Source organism: Segeticoccus sp., from assembly GCF_035708005.1.
Map to the genome: position 1 here is coordinate 1 of NZ_DASSTI010000177.1, position 13299 is coordinate 13299.

The 13299-nt window shown below is 73.1% G+C and carries 11 protein-coding genes; 5 read left to right on the forward strand and 6 right to left on the reverse strand.

The features are described 5' to 3' along the window. Positions 1 to 198 precede the first annotated feature (198 nt). From VFL99_RS17090 to VFL99_RS17100, 3 genes are all read left to right on the forward strand, one after another. Positions 199 to 357, forward strand: a complete 159-nt coding sequence (locus tag VFL99_RS17090; protein ID WP_325107568.1) for a DUF5679 domain-containing protein — start codon at positions 199 to 201, stop codon at positions 355 to 357. Positions 358 to 525: 168 nt separating this feature from the next. Beyond that, a complete protein-coding gene (locus VFL99_RS17095) occupies positions 526 to 1467 on the forward strand; it encodes a hypothetical protein (protein WP_325107569.1) in 942 nt (313 codons plus the stop codon). Positions 1468 to 1471: 4 nt separating this feature from the next. Further along, on the forward strand, positions 1472 to 2797 hold the full coding sequence (locus tag VFL99_RS17100) for an ABC1 kinase family protein (protein WP_325107570.1): 1326 nt from the start codon (positions 1472 to 1474) through the stop codon (positions 2795 to 2797). Between the two features lie 203 nt (positions 2798 to 3000). Here VFL99_RS17100 and VFL99_RS17105 read toward each other — a convergent pair whose 3' ends face one another. The 5 genes from VFL99_RS17105 to nudC all read right to left on the reverse strand — a co-directional run bounded on the left by VFL99_RS17105 (position 3001) and on the right by nudC (position 7409). Continuing rightward, positions 3001 to 3141: a hypothetical protein gene (locus VFL99_RS17105; RefSeq protein ID WP_325107571.1), complete on the reverse strand. Its 141-nt coding sequence runs from the start codon at positions 3139 to 3141 to the stop codon at positions 3001 to 3003. 112 nt (positions 3142 to 3253) lie between these two features. Beyond that, positions 3254 to 3541 carry a WhiB family transcriptional regulator gene (locus tag VFL99_RS17110; RefSeq protein ID WP_325107578.1) on the reverse strand — a complete coding sequence of 96 codons (288 nt, stop codon included), beginning with the start codon at positions 3539 to 3541 and terminating at the stop codon, positions 3254 to 3256. Between the two features lie 287 nt (positions 3542 to 3828). Further along, on the reverse strand, positions 3829 to 4077 hold the full coding sequence (locus tag VFL99_RS17115) for a hypothetical protein (protein ID WP_325107572.1): 249 nt from the start codon (positions 4075 to 4077) through the stop codon (positions 3829 to 3831). Between the two features lie 181 nt (positions 4078 to 4258). Continuing rightward, positions 4259 to 6382, reverse strand: coding sequence for an ATP-dependent DNA helicase UvrD2 (locus VFL99_RS17120; protein ID WP_325107573.1), 2124 nt, complete (start codon positions 6380 to 6382; stop codon positions 4259 to 4261). Positions 6383 to 6437: 55 nt separating this feature from the next. Further along, positions 6438 to 7409 (reverse strand): NAD(+) diphosphatase, encoded by a 972-nt coding sequence (nudC, locus tag VFL99_RS17125; RefSeq protein ID WP_325107574.1) that lies wholly within the window; start codon positions 7407 to 7409, stop codon positions 6438 to 6440. 113 nt (positions 7410 to 7522) lie between these two features. Here nudC and VFL99_RS17130 point away from each other — a divergent pair, with 113 nt between their 5' ends. Together VFL99_RS17130 and VFL99_RS17135 are read left to right on the forward strand one after the other, a co-directional pair. Then, the gene (locus VFL99_RS17130) at positions 7523 to 8803 is read left to right on the forward strand and encodes a phosphotransferase (protein ID WP_325107575.1); all 1281 of its coding nucleotides are present in this window, start codon (positions 7523 to 7525) and stop codon (positions 8801 to 8803) included. A gap of 50 nt (positions 8804 to 8853) precedes the next feature. After that, the gene (locus VFL99_RS17135; RefSeq protein WP_325107576.1) at positions 8854 to 11157 is read left to right on the forward strand and encodes a glycoside hydrolase family 3 N-terminal domain-containing protein; all 2304 of its coding nucleotides are present in this window, start codon (positions 8854 to 8856) and stop codon (positions 11155 to 11157) included. 211 nt (positions 11158 to 11368) lie between these two features. Here VFL99_RS17135 and VFL99_RS17140 read toward each other — a convergent pair. Beyond that, a partial coding sequence (locus VFL99_RS17140; RefSeq protein ID WP_325107577.1) for a PD-(D/E)XK nuclease family protein occupies positions 11369 to 13299 on the reverse strand: 1931 nt, incomplete at its 5' end.

The following is a 13299-nucleotide window of genomic DNA, read 5'->3' on the forward strand; positions in this document are numbered from 1 at the left end:
CGAGACGACACCGTCGGAGCATGAGCCGGAAATGCCGGAATTGTGCCATCGGGACACGTTCGCCCCTGAGCGGCGTCCCTGCGTGGTTCACGCGTGGATGTCGACTACTGTCGAAACAGGTCCGCAGGCCGGACCCCGGCGGGACTTCCCTGGAATCCCCGCCGCGACGACCACAACGAAGGAATCAAGGAGGCCGTCATGGCGGAGACCTACAGCGGCGAGTTCTACTGCGTGAAGTGCAAGGAGAAGCGCGAGGCCACGGGCGAGGTCCGGGTCAACGACAAGGGCACGAAGATGGCGAAGGCGGTCTGCCCGGTCTGCGGCACCAACCTCAACCGCATCCTCGGCAAGGCCTGAGGCACTCCGACACCTCGAAGGGGCGGCTCCGCACCAGCGGTGCCGCCCCTTCGTCGTGTCCGGGGACGCCGGGCCTGTGGACGAACGCTGCGGCGGGATCGGCGCACGTGGCACCGTCGGTGCCGGACCGGCCGACGAGCCGGCGCGCGACCCACCGGGAGGACGTCGATGAGCACCCGACCACGCCTGCGCCCGTCCGCACGACCACTGCGCCGGGCCGACGGAGCGGTCCAGTTCGGCGTCTCCCGCGGGATGGTCGTGGAGGGGCTCAGCCGGCGTGAGCTCGCCCTCCTGCGGCTCCTCGACGGGTCGCGCGACCTCACCGAGCTGTATGCCGCAGCCTCCGCCGCCGGTCTCGGCACCTCCCGAGTGGCACGGCTGGTCGACGAGCTGCGAGACCGCGGGCTGCTGCTGGACGAGGACGACTGGGCCGTCCGCGCCCGCCGGCACGCCAGCCACGTGCTGGTCGCCGGCGAAGGTCTCGTGCCGGAGGTGGTCGCGGCCGGGCTGCGCGCCGCCGGGGTGGGCCGGGTCCGGGTGGGCCGCGAGTCCGTCGAGGCCGACCTGGAACGGCTCGCGCCGGCCGACCCGACACGAGTCTGGGCGGACACGGCCCCCTCGCCCGCGCCCCTCGCCGAACAGGATCGGCCCGACGTGGTCGTGCTCACCGCCATCGACGCCCTCCCCCTCGGGGTGGACGCCCCCTGGCGTGCTGCCGACCTGGCGCACTTGCCGGTCGTCGTGCAGGACCCGCAGGTGGTCGTGGGGCCGCTGATCCTTCCGGGGCGCGGGCCGTGCCTGCGCTGCCTCGAGCTGCACCGCTGCGACCGCGACGCGGGCTGGCCGGCGCTGTTCGCCCAGATCGGGTGCGACACCCCCGGTGCCGTGGCGCCGCAGGTCGACGCCGATGCCCCCCTGGCGCTGCTGGTCGCGGGGTTCGTCACCACTCTGGTCGGGCGGCACCTCGACGGCGGGGCCGACCCACTCGGCGTGTCCGTCGAGGCGTCGGTGCCCTGGCCGCAAACGGTCCACCGGGTCTGGGAGGCGCACCCGCGCTGCCCGGCACACCCCCCGAGGACCGGCCCCTTGCAGGTGGAGAGGGGACAATGACGCCATGACCGACCTTCCCCGCAGAGCCGTGACGCGGACGGCCAAGCTGGCCACGCTGCCGCTCGGCTTCGCCGGCCGCACCGCGTGGGGGTTGGGCAAGCGCGTCGGCGGCCTGCCCGCAGAGGTGGTCGCCGCGGAGGTCCAGGCCCGCACCGCCGAGCAGCTGTTCCGTGTGCTCGGGGAGCTCAAGGGCGGGGCGATGAAGTTCGGCCAGGCGATGTCGATCTTCGAGGCCGGCATACCGGAGGAGCTGGCCGGACCGTACCGCGCCACCCTGACGAAGCTGCAGGACGCGGCGCCGCCCATGCCCACCTCACTGGTGCACCGGGTGCTGCGCGACGAGCTCGGCACGGGCTGGCGCCGCAGCTTCCGCGAGTTCGACGACCGACAGGCGGCCGCCGCGTCCATCGGCCAGGTGCACCGGGCGACGTGGAAGGACGGCCGCGAGGTCGCGGTCAAGGTGCAGTACCCGGGTGCCGGCAAGGCGCTGCTCAGCGACCTGAACCAGATCTCCGGAGTGGCGCGCGTGGCCGCCGGGTGGATCCCCGGTCTGGACCTCGGGCCGATCCTCGCCGAGCTCAAGGGGCGGATGAGCGAGGAGCTCGACTACGAGCTGGAGGCCGCCACCCAGCACCAGTTCGCGCAGGCCTTCGCCGACGACGAGCAGTTCCTGCTGCCCGACATCGTCACCGCGACCCCGCACGTCATCGTCAGTGAGTGGATCGACGGGCGGCCGCTGTCCCGGATCATCTCCTCGGGCACGGACGAAGAGCGGCAGCAGTCGGCGCTGCGCTACCTCGAGTTCCTGCTCGCCGGTCCGCAACGCGCTGGCCTGCTGCACGCCGACCCCCACCCCGGCAACTTCCGGTTGATGGACGACGGCCGGCTCGGTGTCATCGACTTCGGTGCGGTCAACCGGCTGCCGCAGGGTTTGCCCCCGGAGATGGGCCGGCTGCTCACGATCGGGTTGTCCGGTGGCGCCGAGGAACTGCTACAGGGACTGCGCGCCGAAGGCTTCGTCAAGGCCTCGATCGACGTCGATGCGGAGGCGGCCCTCGACTACCTCGAGCCGTTCATCGCTCCCCTGCGCACCGACACGTTCCGGTTCAGCAGGGCCTGGCTTCGGGGCATCTTCCAGCACGTCAACGACCCGCGGCGGCCGCAGTTCTCGGTCGGGCTGCGGTTCAACCTGCCGCCGGAGTACCTGCTGATCCACCGGGTCTGGCTCGGCGGTATCGGCGTGCTGTGCCAGATCGGCGCCGAGGTCCCGGCTCGGTCCATCGTCGACCACTGGCTCCCCGAGGCCGACCTGCCGCCGCTGGGCGACTGACGTTCGCGGGCCTGGGACCGATCGCGTGCAGTCCACCGGGCCCGACCTCGGGGATCGTGCATGCCCACCCCGGCCCACCACCTACCGGCAGGCCCGACCTCGGGGATCGTGCCCGCCTCCGAGCGTGACGAAGGCGGGGAGTCCGCCGGCCACATGACCAGCGGTCTCCCCGCCTCGCTCGGTGCCGACCACGTCGGGACAGGTCAGCGGTTGTTCAGGCGACGGGCCTCACGGCGCGCCCGCATCGCGATCTCCAGCGACCGGCGGTTCTTGCCCTGCCGGCGCGAGAGCTCGAGCTGCTGCACATGGTTGCGCGCGAGGTCTTCGTGGATGACGTGGAACATGGTGAAACTCCTGGACGTGGGTGCCCGGGCAGCACGGACGAGCCGGGTTGCACGAGCCGAAACGGTGGGAAGAGTGGTGGTCACGCTGAGCCCTTGAGTCCTTCGCGGGTGGTCAGGCGGCAACCGGGTGCTTGCGGGGACGACCCCGGGGACGCTTGCGGGCGACGACGGCTCCCTGGACGAGGAGTTCACCGCCCCAGACGCCCCACGGCTCCTGCCGCTGGAGGGCGCTGGCGAGGCACTGGGCCCTCGCGGGGCACGAGCCGCACAGCGACTTCGCGAACTCGACATCGCTCGGGCTCTCGGCGAACCAGAGCTCGGGGTCGTTCACCCGACAGGGGATGTCAGCGCCGGCGTCGTCGGCCACGGCGTTCAGGTCGAGAAGTGCGGAGAGCTGCATCGGGGTCACCTCCTTGGTGTCGTGTCCCCCGGTGGTGGCGGTGGCCCGGGGGGTGGTGCTCGGGCGGGTCATCTGCGGTCGTGGTGCCGGGCGCCCGGTCGGGGCGGCGGCGCCGGTGGTGCGGTGCGACTTCATCGGTGTCAGGTCCTCGGAAAGTGGTGGCTTCCGTCGTGGTGACTGCGGTAGTGCTGCTGATTCATCGGGCGACCGGCTCGGACAAACGAAAAGGCCGCGGATCCCGGATGTCGGGTTCCGCGGCCTGGAGGTGAGATGGTCCAGGAAAAGACCTAGACCGGTGGTCTCCAGGTGCGAGATCGAACGACATCCGTGGTGGACGGCTTGCGGGCCGGGACGTAGGCGACGACGGGACGATCGGTGGCAATGCCGCCGTCGATGCCGAAGCCGAACGCGGACACAGTGGTCCCCCGGTGCTGAGCAGCCGCGGCGCTCATCGGGAGGAGGGCGCCATCGGTCAGCGGGCAGCCGAAGCGGTCGCGGGAGATCCGCGTCGCGTTCGTCATCGTCATGCTCTCCATCAGGCCAACCCTCCTCATCTGCTGATCGATGCGTCCCGGACGGCAAGAAGTCCGCCGGGGTGGTACGCGTAGAAGATTACGACCCCCGACCACACGGGCGCAACGCAATTTATCGAGAATCTGTCCGATAACCGCAAGTGATTCACGAGTCAACCACATGCGATGCAAGGCGGGATGCGAATTACGTTGCAGCAGAGGCCTTTTCGCTGACTGTCGCCGGGTCCTCACCCTCGAGGACCGCGAGCACGGACGTGCCGTAACGCTCCAGCTTGCGCGCGCCGACCCCGGAGATCTGCGCGAGCTCGTCCAAGGAGGAGGGCGTGCGCTCCGCGATCGCGGTCAGGGTCGCGTCCGTGAAGACGACGTATGCCGGCACGCTGGCCTCGGTCGCGACGGCCCGGCGCCATTCGCGCAAGGCCTCGAACGTGGCCTCCTCGTAGGTGGGAGGGCACGCGTGGCAGCGGCCGACCTTGCGCTCGGCGGCGGTGTCCAGCTCGGCGCCACAGGTGCGGCAGTGCGTGATGCGCGGTGGTCGCACGCGGCCACGACGGTCCCCGGTCGCCCGTTGCCGCGGACGGGCGGACTCACCCAGGATGTCGGCCGCGGACTCCAGGAAGCGGGAGGGGCGACGCGAGGCCCGCCCGCCGGGGCTGCGCGCTCCCGCCCACGACAACCGGAGCTCGCGCCGGGCACGGGTGAGCCCGACATACAACAGGCGACGCTCCTCCTCGACGGCCTCCGGGCCCTCGGCCATGCTGATCGGCAGCAGCCCGTCGCTGCACCCGACGAGGAACACCGCGTCCCACTCCAGCCCCTTGGCGGCGTGCAGGGAGGCGAGGGTGACACCCTGCACGGTGGGTGCGTGCTGCTCGGCGGCGCGCCGGTCCAATTCACTGACCAGGTGCGGCAACCGGACCTCATGGCCGGCCGCGGCGAAGTCGTCCGCCAGCCCGGCCAAGGCCTGCAGCGACTCCCACCGCTCCCGCGTCGCGCCGCCGCTGCTGGGGGCGCGCGGCGTCCAGCCGGCTCCGGTGAGCACGTCGCGGACCAGCTCCCCGAGCGGCTTGCTGCCGTCGTCGGATCGGGCGGCGCCGCGCAGCAGCAGCACCGCCTCGCGGACCTCGCGGCGGGCGAAGAAGCGCTCCCCGCCGCGCACGAGGTAGGGGATCTCGGCGGCCGCGAGTGCCGACTCGAACGCCTCGGACTGGGCGTTGGTGCGGAAGAGGATGGCGACCTCGCTCGCCGCGGTGCCGGCGTCGATGAGCTTGGCGACCTGCTGGGCGACGCCGCCCGCCTCGGCCGGGTCGTCCGGGTAGGAGGTGAGGGTCGGCGCGGGGCCCTCCTCGCCCTGGGCCTGCAGCCGCAGGGCCGCGGCGCCGGCACGGCTGGTGCCGGCGGCCACGACCCGGTTGGCGAGCGCGACCACCTGTGGCGTGGACCGGTAGTTGCGCACCAGGCGCACCACCTGCGCCTCGGGGTAGCGACGCGGGAAGTCGAGCAGGTGCTGCGGGCTGGCGCCGGTGAAGGAGTAGATGGTCTGGGCGGCATCGCCGACGACGCAGACCTCCTGCCGGTCCCCCAGCCAGAGGTCGAGCAGCCGCTGCTGCACGCCGTTGACGTCCTGGTACTCGTCCACCACGAAGTGGCGGTACTGGCCGCGCACTTCCTTGGCGATGTCCGGGCGCTGCCGCAACATGCCGACCATGGTGAGCAGCACGTCCTCGAAGTCGATGACGTGGCGCTCCGCCTTGACCTCCTCGTAGACCTCCAACAGCCGCGCCATCGCGGTCGCGTCGAGACCCGCGGGGTCGCGGGCGGCCCGGCGCGCAGCCGCCGGGTAGGTCTCCGCGGTCAGCATGCCAACCTTGGCCCACTCGACCTCGGCGGCGAGGTCGCGCACTGCGGTCCGGTCCAGCTGCAACCGCAGCCGTGACCCGGCCTCGGCGACGACCGGCGCCTTGTGCTTGAGCACCTCCGGCGCCGCGCCACCGATCGCCCGCGGCCAGAAGTAGTGCAGCTGGCGCAGCGCGGCGGCGTGGAACGTCCGGGCCTGCACGCCGGCCACCCCGAGCTCGCGCAGTCGGGTGCGCATCTCGCCAGCGGCACGGGCGGTGAAGGTCACCGCGAGCACCCGTTGCGGCTGGTAGGCACCGCTCAGCACGCCGTAGGCGATGCGATGGGTGATGGCCCGGGTCTTGCCCGTGCCGGCCCCGGCCAGCACGCACATCGGGCCGATCGGCGAGGAGGCGACGAGCCGCTGCTCGGGGTCGAGGGCGGCCAGGATGTCGTCGGCGGTGGGGCTCATGTCCGCTCGATCGTCTCAGGTGCAGCGCCGCGCGGACCACGCGGCGCCCGCCGGGTCACGGCGCACGTGGGCCGGTGATCGGCCCGCCGTACCAGTCCTCGATCAGCCGGCGGGCGATGGAAAGCCGTGACGGCAGGCCGAACTCGCCGCTCGCCACCTGCTGGCGCAGCTCCTCACGGGTGAACCATTCCGCCTCGGCGATCTCGACCGGGTCGAGCGTGAGGTCGGCGCCGCCGTCGACCCGCGCGGTGAACCCGACCATGAGGGAGGAGGGAAAGGGCCACGGCTGGCTGCCGCGGTAGGTGATGTCGGTCACCGTGAGTCCCACCTCCTCCTGCACCTCCCGCGCGACCGCCGCTTCCAGGGTCTCCCCCGGCTCGACGAACCCGGCCAGCACCGAGCCTCGCGCGACCGCCCACTGCGGGCCCCGGGCCAGCAGCAGCCGGTTGTCCTGGTCCGTCACCGCCATGATCACGGCCACGTCCGTGCGCGGGAAGTGGCTGCTGCCGTCCTGTGGACAGTGCCGTACCCAGCCGCCCTCCATGGGGACGGTCGGTGTCCCGCACCGCGGGCACCGCGGGTGGGCGGCGTGCCAGTTGCCGAGGGCGAGCGCGGCCGTGAACAGGCTCGCGTCGCGGTCGTCCAGGGACGGCCCGACCTCCCGCAGGGTCGGCCACTGCGCCGGGTCCGGGTCCTCGAGCGCCTCCCCCACCACCGCGAGGTATGCCGTGTGCTCACCGTCGCGCCCGAGGTACAGCACCAGCCGGGAACGATCCGCCTCCGCCGGCGGCCGCAGCGAGATCCTCGCTGCGACCGCCGCGCCGCCGTCCCCGCTCCCGGGCGCGGCGTTCCCGGCGGGGTTGCCGGTCTCGACCCGCACCCGGTCACCGCGCAGGTCGAGCACCCGGGTGGCGGGGTCGGCGAGCAGCTGCGGGATGAGCTCGGGGTCTCGACGGCCGTGGGCGGCACGGTCGAGGGCGGCGGTCGACAGGGACAGGTCGAGGAGAGTTTCCGACGGGCGGCTCACACCTGCCAGCCTAGGAGGGGGTGGGGACGTACGGTTTGGGGCATGAGTGCGACGACGGCGCGAGGACACGAGCGCAGCGAGGCCCGCAGCGCCGAGGAGCGCGAATCGTGAGCATGAGTGCGAGCACCCCCTTGGGTCCGTTGGCGTTGGCGGCCCTGGCGAGCAGCGCCGTGCCCGGCCTCGACCCGCAGAGCGTGCAGGAGGTGCGGCCGCGCCACGACACCAACTTCGAGACGGCGCGGATCGAGGACACCGAGCACCGTCGGTGGGTGCTGCGGGCGCCGTTGACGGCGGCGGCCGGTGCCCAGCAGGAGGCGGCCCAGCCGCTGCTCCGGCTGGTGGCCCGTCGGCTGCCGTTCGCCGTGCCCGTCGCGCGCGGCTTCGCCCCGGTCCGGGATCGCGGCCGCGCGATGGTCTACCCCCAGCCGTCGGGTCACCCGCTGGACTGGGCGGCGCTGCCCGCCGGCACCGCCCTGGCGGCCGAGGTGGGGCGCGCCATCGCGGCGCTGCACAACCTGGACCCGCGCATCTACGAGGAGGCCGGCCTGCCGTCCTACGACGCCGAGGAGTACCGCACCCGACTCCTCGCGGAGGTGGACCGTGGCGCTGCCACCGGACGGGTCCCGACCGGCCTGCTGACCCGGTGGGAACATGCCTTGGAGGAGGTCGGCCTGTGGCGCTTCGGAGCGACCCCGACACACGGCAACCTGCTCGGCGAGCACGTGCTGGCGGACTTCCCGAACGAGCAGGACGCCGGCGTCGGTCGTGTGCGCGCGGTGACCGGGTGGGAGCGCGCCCAGGTGGCGGACCCCGCCGACGACTTCGCCAGCCTGGTGTCCGAGGCGGACCCGGAGGCGTTCGACACCGTCTACGAGGCCTACGCCCACGCGCGGATCGAGCGCCCTGACCAGCACCTCGAGCACCGCGCCCGGCTGGCCGGCGAGCTGCGGCTGCTGACTGCCCTGCTGGAGGCGGTCGCCGCCGACGACTCCCGCCTTGTGGACGCTCGCTCGTCGGCACTGCGTCGGCTGGAGGAACAGACCGAGGGTGAGGACCTCATCCCTTCCTCGCTCGAGCGGCCCAGCGGGCGGATCACCCCGGTGCCGCTGGACGCCGAGGCCGACGCCGGGGATGACGTGGACGCCCGCGATGATGCCCCGCACGACCCGGACACTGAGGACGACCTGGACACCGAGGACGACGTGGAGGGCCCCGGCGCGGTGGAGGGCACCGAGCAGGACAGTGGCGCAGAGGCCGACGACCGGGCCGAGCCCGCTGCGACTCCGCCGGAGAGCACGACGGAGCCGCACCTGAGCGCCGGGCAGGCCTCCTCGCCCACGACCGCGGAAGCTCCGGAGCGGGCGAACGGCACCGAGGCCGGCCGCTCGTCCTGACCGGCTGGGCCGGTCGTGGCCCTCCCCTCTCCTCATGAAGGTTCGCTGACATGACTGCTCTGGCACGGCACGACATTCCCCGGCTCCTTGCGCAACTCACCCTCGAGGAGAAGGCCGCGCTGTGCTCGGGCTCGGACTTCTGGCACACCCAGGCCGTGGAGCGGGTCGGGATCCCGCAGATCATGGTCACGGACGGGCCGCACGGGTTGCGCAAGCAGGCCGGTGCCACCGACCACCTCGGGCTGACCGACTCGGTACCGGCCACCTGCTTCCCCTCCGCGGCCGGGCTCGGCTCCACCTGGGACCGTGACCTGCTCCGGCGGGTCGGCGAAGCGCTGGGCGCCGAGGCCCGCGCCAACGAGGTGGCGGTGCTGCTCGGCCCCGGCATCAACATCAAGCGCAGCCCCCTGTGCGGGCGGAACTTCGAGTACTTCTCCGAGGACCCGCACCTGACGGGAGAGCTCGCTGCGTCCCTTGTGGACGGCATACAGGCCGCGGGTGTGGGGACGTCACTGAAGCACTTCGCAGCGAACAACCAGGAGAGCGACCGCATGCGGGTCTCCGCAGAGGTCGACGAGCGCACCCTGCGGGAGATCTACCTGCCGGCCTTCGAGAAGGTCGTCACACGCTGCCAGCCGTGGACGGTGATGTGCGCCTACAACAAGATCAACGGCACCTACGCGAGCCAGAACCGCTGGCTGCTGACCCAGGTGCTGCGCGAGGAGTGGGGCTTCTCCGGGCTGGTCGTGTCGGACTGGGGCGCCACGGATGACCGTGTCGCCGGTGTGGCCGCCGGACTCGATCTCGAGATGCCCTCGTCCGGCGGGGTGAACGATGCCCGGATCGTGGCCGCGGTCCGGTCGGGAGAGCTCGACGAGACGGACCTCGACCGGGCCGTCACCCGGGTGCTGGACCTCGTGGCCAGGAGTCAGCCGGCGCTCGCCGAGGCCGGCTCGTTCGACCCCGAGACACACCACGCCCTCGCCCGCGAGGTCGCCACCAGGGCCGCCGTCCTGCTCAAGAACGAGGACGTGCTGCCGCTCGAGGCCTCGACGCTGGCGGCGGCCGGGGTGGTGATCGGGGAGATGGCTCGCACCCCGCGCTACCAAGGGGCGGGCTCCTCCCAGGTCAACCCGACCCACGTGGTCAGTGCGCTCGACGCGCTGGCCGACCGCGGGCTGGAGGTGCCGTTCGCCCCGGGCTACCGACTCGCCGAGGCGGTCGGCGCCCCCGGACAGGACCGCACGACGCAAGAACTGCGCGACCAGGCGGTGGAACTGGCCACCGGCAGGACTGCCGTGCTGTTCCTGGGGTTGCCCGCGGCCGAGGAGTCCGAAGGCTACGACCGGGCGCACATGGACCTCCCGGACGACCACGTCGCGCTCCTCCGGGCAGTCGCCGAGGTGGCCGAGCGGGTTGTGGTCCTGCTGTCCAACGGCTCGGCCGTCACCGTCGCCGACTGGGAGGACGACGCCCACGCGATCCTCGAGCTGTGGCTCGGTGGGCAAGCCGGCGGCAGCGCCGCGATCGACCTCCTGGTCGGGGACGCGGCTCCGTCCGGCCGCCTCGCCGAGTCGCTGCCGAAGCGTCTGGCCGACCTCCCCGCCCAGCTGAACTTCCCGGGCGAGAACGGCACCGTGTCCTATGGCGAGCGGATGTTCGTCGGCTACCGCGGGCTCGACGCCATGGAGACGTCCGTGTCCTACCCGTTCGGCCACGGGCTGGCCTACACGGCGTTCGGCTACTCGGACCTCACCGTGCAGGCTGAGCCCGTCACCAGCGAAGCGAACGGGCAGGACGCCGTGCTGCAGGTCTCGGCCGTCGTGACGAACACGGGCGGGCGGGCCGGCGTCGCCGTGCCGCAGCTGTATGTCGGCCGGCCGGAGTCGACGATCGCCCGCGCACCCCGTGAGCTCCGCGGGTTCGAGCGGGTCGCCCTGGAGCCGGGGGAATCTCGGCGCGTCGAGTTCCGGCTCAGCCGGCGCGACCTGAGCCACTGGGACGCCGAGCTGCACTGCTGGGTCGTCGAGCCGGGGACCATCGAGCTGTCCGTCGGCGCCTCCTCCCGGGACCTGCCGCTTCGCACCACGGTGCCGCTCGAGGCCCCGCAGCCGCGACGGCCGCTGACCGAGTACTCCACCATCGGTGAGTGGATGGCGGACCCGGAGGCCGGGCCCGCGCTGCGGGAGGCCATGGGAGAGTTCGCCCGCCTGTTCGGCCCGGAGGGCAGCGACCCGGCGATGAGCGCCTTCCTCAGCGCCATGCCCGTGGTCAAGGTGCCGCTCATGGGAATGAGTGACGCGCTCACGCTCGATGACCTGCGTGGCTTGCTGGCCCGCCACGGCGGCGGCTGACGGCGCAGGCCGCTCGCGACGGGCTTCCCCGCCTGGACGGACTCGGCCGCGTGCCGACTTCCACACCTCCAAGCCTGCTCCGGTCGGGACGGACTCGGCCACGCGCCGACTTCCGCACCTCCAACCCTGCTCCCGCCGGGACGGACTCGGCCACGTGCCGACTTCCGCACCGCAGCCGACCGGCGACGGATGCTCGCGGCGGAGCTCTGGTCTAGCTCGCGTCGTGCCGCACGGCCTCGGTGAGCAGAGCCTCGAGCTCGGCCTCGTCAGGGAGCAGAGGCCAGACCGTCTCCCCCGAGGCGGCATAGTAGAAGGCGCCGTCCACCTGCTCGGCCGGCAAGCCGCGCAGGCGTGCGAAGGCGACCCGATAGGCACCGAGCTGGATCGACCGCACCCGCGCCGCGTCGCCCGTCGGTTCGACGCCGGTCTTCCAGTCGACGATCGTGAACCCGCCGTCCGCCCGGGGAAACACCGCGTCGATGCGGCCGCGCACCGCGACCCCGCCGATCACCGTCTCGACGGCGATCTCGATGGCCTCGGGTCGGCGGTGGGCCCACGGGCTGGCCAGGAAGTGCTCCTTCAGCACCTCGAGGTCCTCGTCGCCGGCGTCCTCGTCGGCACTGCCGGGCAGGTCGAGCAGGTCGACCATGGCCGCTCGCGCGTAGTGCTGCTCGACCCACGCGTGGAACGCGGTCCCGCGACGCGCGGCCACGGCCGGCGGTGCCGGCATCGGCCGGCGCAACTGCTCGACGAACCGCTCCCCGTCGCGCGCCAGCGACACGACCGCGGACGCGGACAGGTGCCGCGGGAGCCGGACCGTGAGCTCGTGCCGCTCCAGGGACCGGCGGCGCTCGCGCAGCAGGATCTCGATCTCCTCGTCACGGGCGGAGCTCGACCCGGGCAGGGGCAGCGTCCCCTGCTCCTGCGCGGCCGGCGGCCCGCCGACACCTTCGCGCGAACCGCCCGGCTGCCCCGCCGACCGTGCCCGCATCGCGTCGACCACCGCCTGCTGCGCCGACAGCAGCCGGGTCCGGCGCTGGTCCTGCGGTGCCGGTGCGGGCCAGGTGGCGGTGACCGGCTCGGCTTGACGCGGGTTCACGGCCTTGCCGTCGTCCCCCGGCTCCGGCAGCTCTGCCCACGGCCCGAGCTGGACCGGCACCTCGGGAGCCTCCACCAGCTCGGTGAGGAAACGTGAGGTCAGCCGCGGGGTCGAGGCGTCCGCCCAGACCGGCGCGGTCAGCAGCAGCTTCCGCCGGGCCCGGGTGACGGCGACGTAGGCGAGGCGGCGCTCCTCGGCGATGGCGTGACGGCCGCCGTCCAGCACGAACTGCTCGAGCTCCTGCTTGACCCCGACGAGGTCCTCGGGTGCGTCCCACCGGAACACCGGGAGCCCGTCGGCGTCCCCACGCAGCGGGTACGGCACGCCGTCGAGCCCGCCGCACCACCCCTTGTCCTTGGGCTCGGAGTGGCACCAGCGTCCCTCGCGCCAGGTGGTCGTCGCACCGGTGTGGGCCGGGAAGGCCGCCTCGGTGAGTCCCGGCACCGCCACGGCGTCCCACTCCAGCCCCTTGGCGGCGTGGACGGTCAGCACCTGGACGGCACCCTCGCGCGGCTCGATGTAGCCCTTGTCGAGCCCGCGCTCCTCCTCGAGGGCGGCCTTGAGCCAGGCGAGGAAGCCCGCGAGGTTGGGCCGGTCGGCGCTGATCGAGAACGTCGCGGCGACGTCGGCGAAGGCGTCGAGGTGAGCGCGCGCCACGCTGGGCGTGTAACCGGGTCTGGCCAGGACCTCGATGTCGAGCCCCAGCGCCCGCTCCGCCTCGCCCACCAGGTCGGCGAGCGGGAGGGCGGTGAGGGCGCGCATCCGCCGGATCGTCTCGCGCAGGCCGTGCAGCCGAACCAGGGCGGTGTCACCGATCCGCTTGCCGTCCCAGCTCGTCCACCCGCGCCGCGGCAGGTCGTCAACGGCCTCGACGATGCTGGCGGTGTCGGCGCTGTCGGGTGACTGGTCGCGCACCCCGCCGGGCGCGACGGCCTCGGGCGAGTCGTTGGCCAGCTCCGGCACGGCGCCGCTCGAGGCGTGCTCGTCGGCGGCCTCCTGTGCCTGGCTGCCGTGCCCGAGCCGCAGCTCCTGCCGGTGGCGCG

Coding starts and splice junctions, on each gene's coding strand:
- VFL99_RS17130 (WP_325107575.1), top strand. CDS start 7,523: ATGAGTGCGAGCACCCCCTTGGGTCCGTTGGCGTTGGCGGCCCTGGCG.
- VFL99_RS17090 (WP_325107568.1), top strand. CDS start 199: ATGGCGGAGACCTACAGCGGCGAGTTCTACTGCGTGAAGTGCAAGGAG.
- VFL99_RS17100 (WP_325107570.1), top strand. CDS start 1,472: ATGACCGACCTTCCCCGCAGAGCCGTGACGCGGACGGCCAAGCTGGCC.
- VFL99_RS17110 (WP_325107578.1), bottom strand. CDS start 3,541: ATGCAGCTCTCCGCACTTCTCGACCTGAACGCCGTGGCCGACGACGCC.
- VFL99_RS17095 (WP_325107569.1), top strand. CDS start 526: ATGAGCACCCGACCACGCCTGCGCCCGTCCGCACGACCACTGCGCCGG.
- VFL99_RS17120 (WP_325107573.1), bottom strand. CDS start 6,382: ATGAGCCCCACCGCCGACGACATCCTGGCCGCCCTCGACCCCGAGCAG.
- VFL99_RS17115 (WP_325107572.1), bottom strand. CDS start 4,077: ATGGAGAGCATGACGATGACGAACGCGACGCGGATCTCCCGCGACCGC.
- VFL99_RS17105 (WP_325107571.1), bottom strand. CDS start 3,141: ATGTTCCACGTCATCCACGAAGACCTCGCGCGCAACCATGTGCAGCAG.
- VFL99_RS17135 (WP_325107576.1), top strand. CDS start 8,854: ATGACTGCTCTGGCACGGCACGACATTCCCCGGCTCCTTGCGCAACTC.